This is a genomic window from Daejeonella sp. AP26 (assembly GCF_056680515.1).
In genome coordinates, this window is the sequence record NZ_CM155286.1 from 2,410,028 (window position 1) to 2,428,603 (window position 18,576).

Consider the following 18,576-nt stretch of genomic DNA (forward strand, 5'->3'; position numbering starts at 1 on the left):
AAAAAAGTTTGACTTTGTGGCGGATGGGAAACAAAAAAGGCCGTCCGGAAAGACAGCCATTTTTGTTTTAAATTTTGAGACGAAATCAAACTTGTGAGGTTTTAGCCACAAGTTTAATTCTTAGTCCTACCGGGTTTGCCCGGTAGAATAAACATTAAGTCAGCGAAGCCGACTCCATAATCACTGAGTGAATATATATTTCTACATCATGTTCTAATCCGTCGTCAATTAGCTTTATCGTATTGCCTTCTCCTTGAGTATCTCCCATTTTCCAGTTTGAACCCGTATTTTGATTTATCTGAAAGACAGTAATCTTATACGTGGCCTTTCCATAGCGGTAGGTTATCAGGACCGAAGGCCACTCCAAAGGAAAGCAGGGTTTAAATTCCAGCTGATCATCCTTAAGTTCCACCCCCAGCAGAGAGCCTATAATAAACTGGTACATCCAGCCCGCCGAACCCGTATACCAGGTCCATCCTCCCCTGCCTCTATGCGATTCGTTCGCATAAACATCTGCGGCCATTACATATGGTTCAACTTTGTAAACTTCTACCGAAGCGGGATCCGAGGCGTGATTTAAAGGTTGTACCATACTGAAAAGCTCGTACGCTTTTTCGCGGTCACCCAGAGCGGCAAACGCCATGAGCGTCCAGATCGCGGCATGAGAATATTGTCCACCGTTTTCCCGTACACCTGGCACATAACCCCTGATATAACCGGGGTTCGGACCTTTTGAGTCGAACGGCGGGTCTAGAAGCTGTATCAGTTTAAGATCATTTCTGACCAGATGTTTGTTGAGAGAGGCCATTCCCTGGCTTCTTCTTTCCGGACTGCCGGCACCCGAGAGTACCGACCAGCTTTGGGCGATTGCATCGATGCGGCATTCCGCGTTTTGTTTAGAACCTAAAGGCATTCCATCATCGAAATAAGCCCTGCGATACCACTCGCCATCCCAGCTTGATGCTTCAATATTAACCTGCAGTGTTTCTGCTTCTTTGACACAAGTTTCTGCAAAAGCAAAGTCGCCATATTCAAGAGCTACATCAGCAAACTTGATCAGTATATCGTATAAGAAAAATGCAAGCCAAACACTTTCGCCTTCGCCCTTGTGTCCTACCTGATCCATTCCGTCATTCCAGTCGCCCGCGCCGATAAATGGCAGGCCGTGCTTACCAAAACGAAGGCTGTGCTTAATTGCGCGTACACAGTGTTCATATAAAGTACCACTCATACCACCGCTAACCGGCAGATCGTAAAGGGTTTCCTCCCCTTCGTGAAGGGTCCTGCTTTCAAGGAAACCAACTGGCACTGCAAGCACATCCGTATCAGCGGTAACAGTGATGTATTTAGATACCACGAACGGCAGCCAAAGCATGTCATCAGAGCAGCGGGTACGCACTCCCCTTCCTTCTGGGGGATGCCACCAATGCTGCACGTCGCCCTCAGCAAACTGTCTCGAGGCGCTCAGAAGAATTTGCTCCCTGGCCAAATCCGGCTTGTTATGTAATAAAGCGAGCACATCCTGCAACTGGTCTCTAAAACCAAAAGCACCGCCGGATTGGTAGAAACCACTTCTGGCAAACATCCGGCAGGCTATTGTCTGGTAAGTTAACCAGCCATTAGCAAGGATATCAAGAGATTGATCAGGTGTACGCACCTGGATAGTACCCAAGGCTTGTTTCCAATACTCTTTAACATCTTCCAGCGATTGTATTACATCATCGCGGTCAGAAAAGCCTCTGATCAGTTCTTTAGCAGCCTGGGCACTTTCCTCATTCCCCAGCATAAAGGTGATCTCCTTTTCTTCTCCCTCAAGCAGATCGAACTTAACCTGCAGGGCTGCACCGGTATCCATACCTGCACCAGCTCTTCCGGAAAGCTTCTTGCGGTACATCGCTTGTGGGTCTTTAAGGCTTCTGTTACGCCCGATAAACTCGGAACGGTCGGCTGTAAAGCTGTAGTTAACTGCGTTATCCACACTAAAAAACGTAACCCGGTTCGCAAAGGCTGAATTATACCTGTTCCTGAACAGCATAGCACCTGTCTGAGGATCCTGTTCTGAAAGAATGTGCATGTTGGTTTTAGAACGAACATCACCCAAAATAATTTCCATGAAGCCGGTGGCTGAAAACTTTCTTTCCCTGCCCGACTCATTCTTTATTTTTATTGTGATGAACTTAACAGGCAGGTCTTTGTGGGCAAATACGCACATGCTTGAAACAACACCCTGCTCTATATGCTCAAAAGTAGTGTATCCGAAACCGTGGGTAACTATGTACGAACTGGCTCCTCGCACAGGGAATGGTGACGGAGACCAGAAATGTCCTGTGTCTTCATCCCGCAAATAAAAAGCTTCTCCACCTACGTCGCTAACCGGATCATTGCTCCATGGGGTAATGCGATATTCATGCGCATTAACCGCCCAGGTATAAGCAGATCCGCTTTCAGAGATCACTGTGCCGAAATTCGGATTAGCAATAATATTTACCCACGGGGCCGGAGTGGTTTTTCCGTGCCCGGCGAGAATTTTATATTCCTTACCATCCGGTGTAAAGCCGCCGGTACCGTTAAAAAATAAAAGGTCATCCGGTAACGCGATCGTTCTTTGCTCCTGAGGGGTAAATACAGCCTTAATTTCCATCAAAGGAGGCAATACTCTTTCGGAAATGTGCCTGTTAACCTGTTCGGATAAAGTGCCTTTGTTATCGTAGATAATTACTCTGGCAACACTTTCAAAAAGTACCCGATCCTCGGAAGATAACTGATCAACAGATTTAACATAGATGTTTCCCGGAGTGTTATGAGCAAGATTACTGGCTCCATCGGTAGAAATTAATCCGAGGATCTGGTCATTTAGCACCTGGCGGTAAGTCCCATGATCTTCGTTCCAGATCACTAAGTCAACTGCAAGTCCCTTTAACCTCCAGTATGCATGTGCCTGCACCAGCTGCCTGACCAGGTCAATGCTCTCTGCATCGTAAATATGAAGCAACACAATCGGGAGATCGCCTGAAACCGAATGACTCCACAGCCATGACTGCCCCCTGAAGTTACTTTGAATTGTAGTTGTTTCGGCTCGCAGATTCGGGTTAGAATAAATAATAGACGACGCGAGGCGGCCATACAACTGTGCGTCGCTTTCAGTAGCGTTGATCTGACGTAATAATACCTGGCTATGAGTCCATGACAATTCAAAAGCCCGATTTTTAAGGTGGCGGTCACGATATTTATCGATCATACTTGCGCAGATCTCTCTGCTTTCGCCGATACCATAGATCAAATCTATGGTCGCTGTTTGATTAGGATTTAACGAGATCCGGTAGCGGATTGACAGTACGGGATCTAAAACAGCACCCTGCTTGCCCGAAAGTTCCTCAACATCCATTGATTGCGGATGTGCCAGACTTTTCCCCCTGCCGGTGAATTGCATACGATCCGTCTCATAAGATACAGATTCAATATCAGCACTGCGTATGTCCATCAGGTGAAACATCCACGGCGGGGTTTCTCCTTCCGAACGCGGTCGTCGGGTACAAAGCACAGCTTTCTGATCAGGAAGGATTTCTGTTTGCACAAAAAGATTACTGAAAGCCGGATGGGCCTCATCGGATGCCTGACTGGCCATTACAATTTCGGCATAACTGGTCAGCTCCAGAACTCTTACATTCGCTGTGCGGTTTGTCAGCCTGATCCTTCTCATTTCGGTATCGTCTTCCGGAGAGATGACGATTTCCGTTTTGGTTTCAATCCCAAAATCTTCTCTGCGGAACTCGACATGTCCCTGGGAAAACGTGGCCACATAATTTTTCGGCGGATGTAAAGTAGGTTGAAAAGTGTTCGACCAGAAAGCACCGGTATTTACATCTTTTATATAACAAAATATACCACGGTCATCTTTGGTTATGTCTTCACGCCAGCGTGTAACTGCCAGGTTATTCCAACGGCTATATCCACCGCCGGAATTTGTGATCATTACCTGGTAACGGCCATTACTCAATAGATGGATTTCCGGAACCGGAGTGTTTGCCGTATTGATATTTCGAACGTGACTTTCCGTTACTACGTTACTTGTTTCAACCCGATCGGCGGTATGAGCATAGAACAGCGTGGTTCTCGGAATCCGCTCCTGAAGCAACAGAAGTGTAGCCTGAAAACGCAGCTCGGCGACAAACCTTTTCTGCATCGGCTTATTAAGCAGTACATAAGCGAGGGATAAAAATCCCATCCCCTGGTGATGCACCATATACGAACGCACAATACTATTTGTCTTTCCCCTCGGCAGTCTGCTGGCCGTGTAATCAATCGCTTCAAAAAAGCCATATTCACCTTCGAATCCTTCTTCTGAAAGCAGTTGTAAGTTTGAACAAGCCTTTACAGGGGATACCATCAATGCCATCATAGATGCATAGGGTGCTATAACGAGGTCTTCCTCCAACCCGCGCTTAAGTCCCAGGCCGGGAACTCCGAACGCACGGTATTGATAGTTCATATTAGCATCAACCGCATTGTAACCCGATTCAGAAATACCCCATGGAACTTCCCGCTGGGTGGCGTAGTCAATTTGTCGTTTAACAGTAGCCTTGCTGGTTTGATGCAACAACGTATTTTCATAAGTAGGCATAACAAGCTGAGGCATAAGGTATTCGAACATGGAACCGCTCCATGAAAGCAAGATAGGGTCACCGCCCGAATTGGTGAGTAATCGACCAAGAGCAAACCAGCTTTCCTGAGGCAGTTTGCCCTGTGCTATGGCAACAAAAATTCCCAGTCGGGCTTCTGATGCCAGTAAATCGTAATAACTATCATCCTTCCTTTGATCGTCTACATTGTAACCGATCCTCAATAAACTGGTTGATTTCTCATAAAGAAAGTCGTACTCAACATCGGTCAGTTGTTCGCACTGTTCCGCCAGTTGTTCCAGTTCCAATATTTTTTTTGTTGCTGCTACTTTCGCGGATAAGAAATAAGCCGAAGCACTTTTATGCCATTCCCGATCTTCATCGCTCCGCACCAGCCTTAATTCCTGAAATACCTCAAGAAATGAATCAGGCAAAGCTTTAAGCGAGGAAAGTGATGGTACTTCGTCAAACTGAGCCAGGCTTTTTGGTATGGATAGCTTCACCCATGGAGCTAATTCCACCAGATATGCTTTAAAACCATCTGCTTGCTCCGATAATCGATGTATCCATTTGGACAGATCTGCTGGTCTTTCGCCATCATGCTGTTTCAATTTGTCTGTAAGCAGGGTCAGTTCATCCAGACATTCTTTTATTGAAGTTAAAGATCTTCTATTTTCTTTTACAGCGACTTCTAATAACGAAAGTATCTTGTCTGTTATTCCATCGTATCGGCTTCCGGCGATATCCTGAATCAGCCGCGTTGTGGTAATAAGGCCTTCAAACGCCTTCGAATCAACGATGGGTTGGTCAGGCAGGGCAAGTAAACCCTGCCGCAAAGTCAGCAGGTGGCCAACAAGGTTACCACTGTCAACAGTTGAAACATACCTTGGCTGTAACGGCAACAACGACAACGTATCATACCAATTATAAAAATGCCCCTTATGACGTTCTAAACGCAGCATGGAATGCAGGGCATTACTGCACCGGCGGGTCATTTCGCCACCGGTGATATAACCAAAGTCGTAAGCTGACAAGTTCGACAGCAAAGCTAAACCCATGTTTGTCGGCGAAGTCCGATGCGCAATAACCGCCACAGGATGTTCTTGAAAATTATCTGGCGGCATCCAGTTCTCCTGCTCATTAACAAATTCTTCAAAGTAGAACCAGGTTTTACGGGCCGATCTGTGAAGAAAAAGCAGTTGCTCATGCTGGAAATCAGGTGCCTCTTCTGTTTCCGGCTCACTCAGTTTCCAGGATATTGCCGGAGCTAATAACCAAAGAATCAAAATTGGCCAGGCGACAAAAAGCGCTTGTGCTTTAAAATATATCAGTATGGCAATGCAAACCAGAGATAAAAAAGGCGCTATCCACATCGACCGATACGCCGAAGATACGTCATGTGTATCTCCCGAAACAGTTGCCGAGGGAGTCCATTGCAACAGCTTTTTTCCGGAGATAATCATCCGCCAGTTGGTTCGGATTATAGCATCAGTATTTTTAAAAGCTTCGTATGGCAAAACAGCCATGCCGAATGTAAAGCGGATCAGCACATCTCTCACAGAAAGCCCGACTTCCCTTAGATGAGCATTAAGTGCCAGGTCAAGGGGCTTGTTAAGTAATTGCCAGCCAGCTGCCAGCATCACCGGTAACAATACAATGATCGTCACTGTCAAAGTCCAGAACCATGCGAATGGCAATATCGACCAGCCCAATATTAAAAGAAGGATCAGGGACAGGGGGAGCATGCTTCTTCGAAGATTATCAAAGATCTTCCATCTCGATAAGGCAGAGAGAGGATTTGGTGTCAGACGGCCATTGCTGTTGGTTACAAATGGAAGCATCCATGCACCGATCTGCCAGTCACCTCTGATCCAGCGGTGATGTCTCTTAATATCGGCGCTGTATTCAGCAGGACCCTCTTCGTATAAGAGCACGTCGCTTATCAAACCTGAACGGGTATAGCAACCTTCAACGAGATCATGACTTAGTATGCGGTTTTCCTGAAAGACCTCATGAAGCGCTTGTTCAAACACATCTACGTCATAGATGCCCTTTCCAATAAACGAACCTTCACCAAAAACATCCTGGTATACATCTGACGAGACTCTTGTGTAAGGATCAATGCCTGAGACATTTCCTTGCATGCGCAGGTACAACGAAGTCGCTGATTTGGGTATGCTCGACGCAACCCTGGGCTGAAGAATTCCATACCCGTCGGTTACAATTTTTTTAGCCGGATTATAAACTGCATGATTTAACGGGTGAGCCATGGTCGCTATGAACTTCCACGCGGCATCTCTTGGCAGCTGTGTGTCTGAGTCAAGCGTTATAACATATTTCACGTTTGTCAGGATTTGGTGCCTCCCTACAATTCTGGAAAACTCACCTTTCCCCCGTCCTCGTATAAATGCATTTAAGGCAGACAGCTTTCCTCTCTTGCGCTCATATCCCATCCACTTCTGTTCCCGTGCATTCCAGGTTCTTGGGCGGTGAAACAGGAAGAACCTCTCCTTTTCGGATGGGTCGTACTTTTCATTTAAGGCTTCGATGCTCCTGGTGGCGGCTTCCACCAAACTATCATCTTCAGCCCGGGTTTCGGTATCGGAATCCTTGAAATCGGTGAGTAAGCCAAAATGCAAATTATCTTCTCTGTTAGCCAGAAACCTAATTTCCAGCGCTTCCACCAGTTCATCGATATAGTTGGTGCTCGAAAGCATTGTTGGTATAATAACCAGCGTCCGATATTCAGTCGGAATTCCCTTGGAGAAATCCATCCGAGGCAGGAGATTGGGCCGAACCCAGAGGGTGGAGAGCCAGTTAACCAGGGAAATCGCGAGCTGGCCTGCGCCCGAGACGGCCAGGATTCCAACCAGGATTAACATCGGCCAGCCGGTAACACCGTATCTGTAAGCCAGGTACCACATTCCCGCCGCTCCTGCTAATGTCAGGAGGGTAATCGCTGAAAGATAAAGAAACACCGGTATATCTCTTGCGGTACGTTTAACTCTCATCGTGAAAGTATATTGCATACCGGCAGCCTGCTCGGCTTGCTTCAATCCTTCATCTATAAGATAGTACCCAATATGCTGCTCTCTTGTCGGTTCTTCATTGGAAATTGGGACGTTACCGGTGAGAGCGAGTACTTTTTGAGCCACTTCAGTCTCTGAAAACGACGAAGCCTTTGAAATAGATTCCACAACGTGGCGATACCTGTCGCGGGTGGCAAAATCCATCAGTGGGTAAGTACCGGTGGTGTCTTGTCTTAACACTTGGTCAACACTACTTAGCGTTTCAACAAATTCCCGCCAGTCAGTTGCGCCGATAAAGCGAAGTGTTCCAATGCTATTGCGGACAGAGACCTGGTCAAATGCTTGCTTTTGACTTTCCTGGCTAACCAGGTCGCCGCTACTAAGGCCCGCCGCAGCTAATTGCTGTTCCATCCAGCTAAGCGGTAGTGCCAAAGCAGGCCCCTTGCCCTGAAGTTCCCGAATAAACTCTGAAACAAAGGCACTGTCTAATACAGGTTTTGACCTTGCCATATCTGCAATGGTCAACACCAGGTTGCCGGGCTCCTCCATTACAGTTCTGATCATTTTGCCAGCCCAGTAATTAGCCAGGTTTTGATCAATTATATCTAAAGCGATTATTCCGGAAACCCTGCGCAGATTCTCAATAGTAGCAAGCCGGACCATAATCGGGATCGCCCATAGTTCGCCCAGGGTTAAAATTGAATATGTTTGATAAGAGGCAATGAAGCTGGTCAGACTCTTAACATCAACCCGGCCATCACTGTGTGAAATGATTTCCAGCACTATATCATAAACCCTGGGAACACCGGTCGTCAGGTATGGGAGGCCTTCGCTGTAGCCTTTTGGCAAATGCTTTCTGGCCAGAACAACCTGCTCTTCTATAAGGTAAAAATTATCCAGCAACCATTCTGCCCCGGGGGTAATATCTTTGCCGGTGCGGATACTTTCTACCAGCACATTACGAACCTCTAATAATGATTCCTCATTGGTCTCCAGTCTTTTTAAAAGCTGAGGTGCAGTACTTCTTTTTTGTAATTGATGCGACCGTGCAACCACTTTAGCGTGATTGTCCATCTGGCCGGAACTGTAGAGTTCAGAAAGGAAGGGCTTACCGTTGCCGGAATACAAAATTCCATTATCCCCTTGAAAAGCGGTTCGCAAACCCGACAACATATCAAAAACGGTGGTAGTTATGTCCTTCATATTAAGTTCAGATCCCCATGTAATCAATTTTAGAAGGCCGGGGACCAGACCTGTAAAAGGTGAACGTATGGAATACTCGGAAAAGGTTCAGGAACCGTTTTCGATGTATGCATTGGTATGGATCATACCAAATGTGCAGAAGAGAAAATGAATTCCGCTATCGTTTAAACAGTATTTCTCTAAAATGTTTGTAAGCCGCCCTATTCTAATGAAGGTCCGTATCGGTTGCTCCTCATTTGACAGCAAGGTTATCAAAATTAGCATTATATCCTAAGAAATACATTAAAGGGACAGAATTGATCAATTAATCAGGCTATAAAAAAAATCACAAAGGAGCTTAGTGTGATGAAAATACAGATTGAAAGATCCCTGAATAAAAATGGGCACGAAGTCTGGGGTATAAAACTGAAACAAAAAAAATAAGAAAGCGCTCTGGGGCTTTGCGATATAGGGCGCATATCTATAAACACGGAGCTACATCAATATCCGCCGTAATGCTCCCGAGGAGTAACCTGTCTATAGAAACAATTAAATGATAATCGAGCTCGAGAGGAGCTTCCTGCATTCGATAAAATTTTTGCGGGCTTCATATTGGAATGCTCTTTCACTACAATAAAAACTGCTCTCTCCATTCTTACTACAGCTTTTTGCAGGAATCAAAACCATTTAGACTGAATTCCTAATTAACATACCTGTTTCTCAACAATGAAGCCGCAGAATCAGATGCACACAATAGTCCTCCAGCTGCCATGATCACGTCTTTTACTACTAGTCTGCCCGCAGCAGACAAGTAAGGGACGCCATGCTCAGGCCCGCCCAGATCGGGCACCCAGGTTTCGGGTGTAGTGATTAAAAAACTTAAGGTTACCACTGACATTCCAAATGTTAGCAGACCGCCTATAATTCCAAGGTGATGGCTAAAGATACCAGCCAGCATTGCCAGGCCGATAATGATGATTGTCGCACCTAACAAGTAGGAGAAACTATAGGTTCCGTTTTTAGTATGCCACTGAATGTTCTTTTCAACTACCTCCCCTTCTTTGTTCTTATAGTTTTTGTAATCCGGAGCCTTCTCATGATAAAAAAAGCTCATTACCGGACTATTTGCCACAAAGGCAACGATCCCATCTGCTTCGTACTGAAAAGCTTTTAAACCGCCGATCCAGGCCATCACGATAAAAATGGCTATTCGCATGAAATTAAAAAACTGTCCCTGTGCTTTCGCTAAGAATGATAACATATCGATTGGAATAATGAAAAACAAATTTGCGAGGTAACGGATCTCCCCACAATGGACAGATATGGTTTTTATCTGGACAAATCTGCTACGATGGATATTCCAACGGTTTCACGAAAGGTGGTTGGCGTTATTCCAGTATGTTTCTTAAAATAGCGGCTGAAGTAATTTTCATCATCAAAATTCAGCTCTGCAGCTATTTCCTTCATGCTTTTATAGGTGAGATGAATTAACTTCTTCGCTTCCAGGATCACTCTTTCCTGGATAAGCTCGGAGGGAGATCTCATAAACTGAATTTTACATTGCTTGGAGAATGAATTAGGAGAAATTCCCAACTGCTCCGCATAGAATGAAGGTTGACGCTCTTTGTTAAAATGAGTCTCCAATAAGTTCTTAAATCTCATGATTGGATTATTGATATTTTCATTGGCAATGGTATCAAGATCAGCTATTTTAATCTTACTGCTCAATGCCAGCACCAATTGCAGGTAAGCCCGAACGACTGCCTGTGAATAGCTATCTGCGTGACTTACCTCTTTAGACAGTTTATCAAAAAGAACTCGTATCTCAAAAAATTCATCCTCATTCAATGCAATAAATGGCTGCAGATATATGTTATTAAATAACAACCCATTGCAGGCGACTTCCTTTTTATGATACTCTATGCAGTAAAAATCACCATGGAATTGAAGGGTTAGAATGTCAAATGGCTCGTTAGCGTTAAAGCGTACAAACTGATACGGGGTAGTGAACAACAGGATCTTTCCGCTGACATCATATTCGGTCAGGTCAATCTTTACGGTTCCCGTTCCCTCAAAGAGAAATATGTTATAAAATGGATCAGACTCCCGCAGATTGATAGTATCCGTGTGATTGGTAAGAATACTGCAACTTCCCTGTGATTCGCCTTGGTTCATTATGTTATAACTTTAGTCTTTACCTGTAATAGGTATCAATACAAACATCACAAAATAATTATTAACCTTTGTTTTAATTAGAGATGAGGGAAGTTTAACCATCAATTTCCTTCCAGTTCTTTAATAATCCGGCAATTCAGTTTAACACAAATTTAGCTGTCTTCTGAACGCTGAAAGCTAATAGCTCTATTTCAAATTGACATTAATCAATGTCCTTTCTTGACTTAACTCATCGCCCCAGGCCTGCGGTTTTCGGCACCTTTGTATACGCTCAAAGCTACCGTGTTGCAGCTTCAACAATAACGGGGCAAATATAGATAGCTTATGAGTTCTTTAACGCGACATCAGGACGCTCCTGTTGCTCGCAGATTATTCTTACATAAAACCCAATTATCATGAGAAAATAGGAAAATAAGGTAGCCATTATTACAGGCGCTGCTGGCAGTATAGGTAAAATAACAGCGAAGCTATTTTTAGCCCAGGGCGCAAAAGTGTTGCTGGTAGACTTGAAAGAAGACGCATTGAAGGAAGCTGTGGAAGAACTGGGTAGTCCGGATGTGAGATACACCGCAGCGGATGTTACCAGCGCTGCTGACGTACAGCGGTATGTTGCGGAAGCGGTAAAAGCCTTTGGAAAGATTGACATATTCTTTAATAATGCCGGTATTGAGGGCGTAGTCAAACCAGTAGTAGACTATCCCGAAGACGTTTTTGACAAAGTAATTGCAGTTAACGTGAAAGGTGTATGGCTGGGTAATAAGTATGTTCTGCCGCAGATGAATGATGGCGGAAGCATAATCATGACCTCATCAGTAGCCGGTATTGCAGGTAGTCCGAACGTGAGCGCCTATATAGCCAGGAAGCATGCGGTGGTGGGCATAATGCGAAATCTGGCCATTGAAGCGGCGCCCATGAAGGTTAGAGTTAACACAATTAATCCCTCTCCGGTTGATAACCGGATGATGCGTTCACTCGAAGCAGGTTATGCGCCTGGCGGAGCTGAAGCAATCAAGAAGGAGTTTGAAAAAGCTATTCCACTTGGCCGATATGCGGATCCTGAGGAGATCGCACAGCTCGTACTTTTCCTTGCAGGCGATGATAGCAGGTTCATTACCGGTACTACCCAGGTTATTGATGGTGGTATGAATGCCTAGCAAAATAGAATATGCAAGCAGACTAAAAGATAGATTATGGGAACTTCCGGATGCAGTTTGTGCATTCGGAGCTTCCCTTTTTTTGCGCAAATATTGGTAAATGAATCTTTTTAGCCTTTTCGTTTTTAAAAATTCACTATCGGCGAACAGGTTAAAAGAGAAATTATTCTTCGAAGCATCAAACTTGTTAATTAAAAAGCTGTACTTATCTTGCTGCGCCGCTGTGAAGAAAGACGTGCATCGGTTTACAGGAAAATAAATAACAAGAATTAAAAATATGGCTTCAGGATTTTTTGCTTTATTAGATGACATTTCGGCTTTGGTAAAAGCAAGCGCAGCCAGTTTGGATGATGTTCCAGCCCAGGTGGCAAAAACCACCGGCAAGGTGTCTGGCATTGTGATCGACGATACCGCCGTTACGCCCAAGTATGTTGTAGGCCTCGATCCATCGAGGGAACTTTCTATTATTTTCCGGATTGCCAAAAAGTCCCTGATAAATAAACTGCTTTTCCTAAGCCCGGGCGCCTTATTACTTGGCTTCTTTGCCCCCTGGGCTATTACGCCGATATTAATGTTAGGCGGTGCTTATTTATGTTTCGAGGGTTACGAAAAGGTGCATTCTATGTTTACCAGGCACCCCGATGTAAAAGTTGAAAGTGAAGAAATAAAAAACATTACCCCCGAGGAGCTGGAAGAGGAACGTGTTACAGGTGCAGTGCGAACAGATATTATTTTGTCGGCAGAAATTATTGCCATTGCATATAGCCAGGTGAGCCATCAACCTTTGCTTAACCAGATTGTAGTGCTGCTGGCTGTGGCGGTTTTTATTACAGTGGCCGTATATGGTTTTGTTGGCCTCATCGTTAAAGCAGATGATATTGGGGTGCACCTGGCGCAGGATAAATTCCACCCTGCTACGCAGAAATTTGGCCGGGGCCTGGTATTATCTATGCCACACTTGTTACGTTACCTGAGTTATGTAGGTACAGCTGCCATGCTTTGGGTAGGTGCTGAAATTATTGCCCACGGTATTCCGTTTACCAGTCATCTGCTTCATGATCTGGAAGAAGGTTTAGCCCACATGCCAGCGGTTGCCTGGCTTGGCAAAGTGATAGCTTGTGCTATCGGCGGATTGATCGTAGGTTTTGTGGTAGAGAAAGTTGTGTTACTTATGAAAAAACTGTTTGGTAAGAAACATTAGAACGCGATCGGGCGATGCTGTTGTTCAGCCTTCAGTCAATGGTTTGTGTCCTTCAATAGCCCTTAAAGTCGCGACATGGTTTGTTATAGTATGATAGTAAAATCCTCTAACAAATTTGATGGTAGTTTATCGGTGAAGATCTTTTCTTGCTAAGCAGCCGAACCACCTCCGCCCTGAAGGGCCAGCGGAGGAAAGCAGCGGTGAGCGGCAATAGAAGGTAGAAACTTGGAAACTATCTGGATAAATCAGAGTTTATCCTTAGATGGAATTCAACCATCGTTCATAACTGAAAACCATTCATAGACGTTATCCTCAGCTGAGGAGGTGGCTGCTTCTATCAGCAGACGGAGGTGGTTTTCTGCCTTTTAAAAGAGATCAAGTTACCACCCCTGTTTTATCCTTCACCAATGATTTTAAAACCCGTGTAATAACCTATAACATTTCCTTCTCAAAGATCGTCTGCACCTGCCGGATCTGCTCAGCATAGATCGTTTTATTCCGGGTACCGAAATAAAGCGTGTTCTCAATAACCTTCCTGCCTTGCCACAATATTTTAATACCCCCGGATTCCCTTTCGTTTTTTGACAGGAAATCCGGAATGACCGCCAGGCCTGACCTGCCGCTGATACACCGCAGAATAGAACTCATATTAGGTACGATGAAATTCGGTTTAAAGTCGGGGCGTTTATTGAAATTCATATGCCAGAACCTGCGCAGGTGTTCCATATCGCCCGCAGTGCCATACCAGGTCTGAAGCTTCAGCCAGTCTTGTAACCCCGGCAGGTCTTCATCCTTTAGTAATGCTGCAAAATCCTTTGTATCAGTCTCTGCACCTGCGACCAAAACAATCTTTTCCTTAAAGAACGGCTTATAGACCAGGCCCTTATAGTCACCTTTTTGCGGCGTGATAATCAGGTCCAGAATCCCGCTATCGAGGTCATTCAACATTTGCGGATAGTCGCCGAACTTGATGATCACATTGAATGGCAGGGTGGGCAGGTAGGGCTCAAGTGTGAACTGAAAGGTCTCGAAACACATACCAATACTGATCGTTGGCACATCCTTTTCCGTGGTTCGGTGGAAATGTTGTTCAGCTTCCTGCAGCTTAATGATTGGTTCCTGGATATAATTATAAAGGATTTTTCCTCTTTCGGTGGCCACCATCTTTCGTGAAGACCGGTCAAAGAGTTTGAACCCTACGTAAGACTCCAGAGAACTGAGATGCAGACTGACGCCCGGCTGCGATACAAACAGGGATTCGGCAGCACCGGTTAGCGATCCGGTTTCATAAATCGCTTTAAATGTTCTGAACCATTCTAAGTTGACCATGATCTATCTATTATAATTATGATACAAAGCTATGATTTAAGTTATTTTAATAAGACTTCATCCGACCTTAAATTTGTGCTTAATCAAATGATATAAATACAATGGAAAATAAAAAAATATTTATCATCAACGGCGGACAGGTGTTTGGACACTCAGGAGGCCGTTTTAATAAAACGATCTTTGATAAGACGCAGGAGTTCTTTAATGACCACGAAGGCTTTGCGATCAGAGCTACCGATATCAACGAGGAATACGATCCTGAAAAGGAAGTAGAAAACTATGTATGGGCTGATGTGATTATTTACCACACCCCAATATGGTGGTTTCAGGTTCCCCACGGCTTAAAGAAATACATCGACGTGGTATTTACGGAAGGTCATAAAAAAGGAATTTATCATAGCGACGGTCGCTCATCACTGAATCCGGCTATTAACTACGGAACCGGCGGTATGCTGCACGGCAAAAAGTACCTGGTCACTTCTTCCTGGAATGCTCCTGCTACTGCTTTCACCCTGCCCGGCGAGTTTTTTAACGAGCGAAGTGTGGATGACGGCGCTTTGTTCGGATTTCACAAAATGAATGCCTTTACCGGTATGACTCCGCTGGAGAGCATCCATTTCCATGATGTCGAGAAGAACCCGAGTGTGGACACTAATCTCGAGCGCTACCAGGAACATCTTAACAACTTGTTTATTGTTAAGATGTTCAGCGAAAGCGAGCTGGCCTTTTGCAATCAGGAGCTATAAGCTACTGATAAAACGCATGCTTGGTTGCTCACAAATTTGGCAAACTCGCTAATTAAATGGCTTCGGCGTATAATCATTGATCATCTCGCTACAAATCGCAAATCTGAATGGCTTTTTGAAAAGACGAGATTTTGTCCTTGTTCACAGGAATAAACTCCTGAGCTATAAATCCGGTAAAACCTGTGGCAAGGATGGCTCTTACAATAGCAGGGTAAAACAACTCCTGACTATCATCGATCTCATGACGCCCAGGAACACCGGCTGCATGATAATGTGCATAATAGTGATGATTTGCCTGAATAGTACGAATAACATCTCCTTCGTCAATTTGCATGTGATAGATATCGTAGAGCAATTTAAAATTCTCACTGCCCAAACGCTTGCATAATTCCACGCCCCATTTCGAGTTGTCGCACTGATAGTCCGGGTGATCAATCTTACTATTTAGTAACTCCATCACCAGCACCACATTATGCTGCCGGGCGAGAGGCAAAATTTGTTGCAAGCCTTCTATACAATTTTGTAAGCCGGTTTCATCATCCATTCCGCGCCGATTTCCGCTAAAGCAGATCAAATTCCTATATCCCGCTTCGGCGACCTTTATGATCATGTCAGAATAATTTCTAACTAAAGTCGGATGATTAGCCTTTGTATTCCAACCATCAACCAGGTTTATCTCAGCTCCGTTGCACATCGACGAATAGAGTCCGTACTTTTTAAGAACAGGCCAGTCTTTGGGGCCCACGAGATCGATAGCCGTCATTCCTATTCGTTTCGCCTCTTTGCAAAGTTGATCAATAGGCATTTCGTCCAGGCACCACCGGCACACAGAGTGATTTACATTACCTTTCAAACTTCCTTCAATTTTATCATTGGCCATAGTATGCGACGTTAACTTTTCGGCCCCGGTAAGAGCCACCGCACCGACCATCCCTTTTATAATAGTTCTTCTATTTAATACATTCATATGTAAACACAACCAGGATTATTGTAATAGTTCTACGCTTAAGATCGATCGGGCTTAAGTCGCCTGGAATTAACTTTGCCCCGCCAACTCAAAGCCTGTGCCCTCACCGTTTGGAAAGCCAATCGAAAACATTCTCATCACCGAATATAGTTGTTGATAATTATAAAAGAATACAGAAAGAATAAATTCACCGTTACGGAGAACGATACAAAACCTGTTTATTCATGAGAATGTTTCTGATAAGGAGATGCAATTCTGCGCATAATCAGATGATGTCCTGCTCTTGCACAAAAGCTGCATTTAGCGTGATAGAAAATCTAACCTGTTGAAATAAGGGATTATAAGCCGGAATAGCGGGTCTTTAAGCTAACTTTAAAAAAAATCTCTATGACACCAATAAAAAATGTTAAACCGCTAAGTGCGGAAGCTTTGTTCGACCTGTTAAAAAAGGAGTTTGCCGACTATATTAACGGTAAACTGAATTCCAACCTTACTATTGAGTATGGCCATGTATACGATGTGATCAATGTTTTATTTCCGGAAGTTATTGAAGGCAATGCCTTTACAATAATTGTATCTGACGATGAGATCACTTTATCGAATAATGCCGTTGATTCAGACTATAATACAGAATTACTGGAACAGAACCTAGGGGATTTCCTGACTGAAAAGGCAGGATAAGTATCAAATCAGCCCCTGTAAATCTTATTTCAGGGGCTTTTGTTTTGAGCTCAGGCATCTTTATAGCTTTTTGTTTAAATAGCTAGCGGTATTTATTAACCTGCTGTATATCTCATACGACTATGAAATGTAGTTTTGAAATGAAATCAATAAAATAACAAGACTACACGGCAGTGACAATTGCTGTGGCTCTTTAAAATGGAGCGCTTAGATCTCAAAAAAACATGGTTTGAATACAAACCGTGATGTGGTTATGAAGTTATATTAAAAACTAGAACTTATGGAAGCAGTAAGAACAACAGCCGAAGGAGTGATTGCCGTTGAATCAAAAGAGGTAAAGGCTTTTGGTACAGAGGCGGCAGAGGCCTCCCTTAACCAGTTAAACATTCATCGCCGGACGCCCAAATCACACGATGTTGAAATTGAAATTATGTATTGCGGTGTTTGCCACTCAGACCTTCACACAGCAAAAAACGAATGGCACGGTACTGTCTACCCCTGCGTACCAGGACATGAGATCGTTGGTAAAGTTGTAAGTGTTGGTGATCATGTTACCAAATTTAAAGCAGGTGATTTGGCGGCTGTAGGCTGTATGGTAGATAGCTGCCGTGAATGCGACTACTGTAAAGAAGGCTTAGAACAATACTGTGAAGAAGGGAATACCGGAACCTATAATTCCCCGGATAAGTTTCTTGGCACCCAAACCTATGGGGGATACTCAGAAAGCATTGTCGTTAATGAAAACTATGTTTTACGCGTGCCCGAGAACCTTGACCTGGCGGCTACTGCTCCATTATTGTGTGCGGGGATAACAACCTATTCTCCTCTGAAGCATTGGAATGTAGGTCCCGGCAAAAAGGTCGGTATCGTGGGCATTGGAGGTTTGGGGCACATGGGTGTTAAGATCGCCAAAGCGATGGGTGCGGAAGTTATCGTATTTACAACTTCGCTTTCAAAGTTTGAAGATGCAAAAAGGCTTGGCGCAGACGATGTGGTACTCTCGAAAGATAAAGAGCAAATGAAGCGTTATGCAGGTAAACTTCATTTTGTTCTGGACGCCGTTTCCGCACAACACGACATCAATGCATACCTGAACCTGTTAAGGGTCGATGGCTCCCTGGCTTTAGTAGGCGCACCCGAACATCCACTTCCCGTGGCTGCATTTAGCCTGATCCCCTACCGCAGAAGCTTTGCCGGTTCGATGATTGGTGGCATTGCCGAAACACAGGAGATGCTGGATTTCTGTGGTAAACATGGTATCGTTTCCGATATAGAGATGATCAACATTCAGCAAATCAATGAAGCCTATGAGCGATTACTGAAGGGAGATGTTAAGTACCGGTTTGTGATTGACATGGCATCACTCAAGAACCCAAAACGTGAATAAGGAAACAACAGGATCGGTTCAAACCAATCAGTAAGTGCTTAAAGATCGATTTAGGAGAGCCGTACGTTTAGACTGAAAACTCTCCTATTTCAACACAATTGATAAC

The 18,576-nt window shown here is 44.4% G+C and carries 10 protein-coding genes; 5 read left to right on the forward strand and 5 right to left on the reverse strand.

Annotated elements, in window-relative coordinates; translation table 11 throughout:
- Positions 1–154: 154 nt before the first annotated feature.
- From AC1MCB_RS10405 to AC1MCB_RS10415, 3 genes are all read right to left on the reverse strand, one after another.
- Positions 155–8,851 (reverse strand): GH36-type glycosyl hydrolase domain-containing protein, encoded by an 8,697-nt coding sequence (locus AC1MCB_RS10405; RefSeq protein WP_479968687.1) that lies wholly within the window; start codon positions 8,849–8,851, stop codon positions 155–157.
- Between the two features lie 679 nt (positions 8,852–9,530).
- Positions 9,531–10,091 carry a DUF417 family protein gene (locus AC1MCB_RS10410; RefSeq protein ID WP_479968688.1) on the reverse strand — a complete coding sequence of 187 codons (561 nt, stop codon included), beginning with the start codon at positions 10,089–10,091 and terminating at the stop codon, positions 9,531–9,533.
- 68 nt (positions 10,092–10,159) lie between these two features.
- Positions 10,160–11,005: a helix-turn-helix domain-containing protein gene (locus tag AC1MCB_RS10415; RefSeq protein ID WP_479968689.1), complete on the reverse strand. Its 846-nt coding sequence runs from the start codon at positions 11,003–11,005 to the stop codon at positions 10,160–10,162.
- 455 nt (positions 11,006–11,460) lie between these two features.
- Between AC1MCB_RS10415 and AC1MCB_RS10420 the strand changes: the two genes are divergently transcribed.
- The gene (locus AC1MCB_RS10420) at positions 11,461–12,159 is read left to right on the forward strand and encodes an SDR family NAD(P)-dependent oxidoreductase (protein WP_479968731.1); all 699 of its coding nucleotides are present in this window, start codon (positions 11,461–11,463) and stop codon (positions 12,157–12,159) included.
- Positions 12,160–12,436: 277 nt separating this feature from the next.
- The gene (locus AC1MCB_RS10425; protein WP_479968690.1) at positions 12,437–13,360 is read left to right on the forward strand and encodes a DUF808 domain-containing protein; all 924 of its coding nucleotides are present in this window, start codon (positions 12,437–12,439) and stop codon (positions 13,358–13,360) included.
- A 432-nt stretch (positions 13,361–13,792) separates the two neighbouring features.
- On the opposite strand, the gene AC1MCB_RS10430 is transcribed toward AC1MCB_RS10425, so the two are convergent.
- Positions 13,793–14,689 (reverse strand): LysR family transcriptional regulator, encoded by an 897-nt coding sequence (locus AC1MCB_RS10430; RefSeq protein WP_479968691.1) that lies wholly within the window; start codon positions 14,687–14,689, stop codon positions 13,793–13,795.
- A 101-nt stretch (positions 14,690–14,790) separates the two neighbouring features.
- On the opposite strand from AC1MCB_RS10430, the gene AC1MCB_RS10435 reads away from it, so the two are divergent.
- Entirely contained in the window at positions 14,791–15,435 is a 645-nt protein-coding gene (locus AC1MCB_RS10435) for an NAD(P)H-dependent oxidoreductase (RefSeq protein WP_479968692.1), read from the forward strand.
- Positions 15,436–15,523: 88 nt separating this feature from the next.
- Here AC1MCB_RS10435 and AC1MCB_RS10440 read toward each other — a convergent pair whose 3' ends face one another.
- A complete protein-coding gene (locus AC1MCB_RS10440; protein ID WP_479968693.1) occupies positions 15,524–16,402 on the reverse strand; it encodes a hydroxypyruvate isomerase family protein in 879 nt (292 codons plus the stop codon).
- A 387-nt stretch (positions 16,403–16,789) separates the two neighbouring features.
- On the opposite strand from AC1MCB_RS10440, the gene AC1MCB_RS10445 reads away from it, so the two are divergent.
- Both AC1MCB_RS10445 and AC1MCB_RS10450 read left to right on the forward strand, forming a co-directional pair.
- Positions 16,790–17,083 (forward strand): hypothetical protein, encoded by a 294-nt coding sequence (locus AC1MCB_RS10445; protein ID WP_479968694.1) that lies wholly within the window; start codon positions 16,790–16,792, stop codon positions 17,081–17,083.
- Between the two features lie 280 nt (positions 17,084–17,363).
- Positions 17,364–18,470: an NAD(P)-dependent alcohol dehydrogenase gene (locus AC1MCB_RS10450; protein ID WP_479968695.1), complete on the forward strand. Its 1,107-nt coding sequence runs from the start codon at positions 17,364–17,366 to the stop codon at positions 18,468–18,470.
- Positions 18,471–18,576 lie beyond the last annotated feature (106 nt).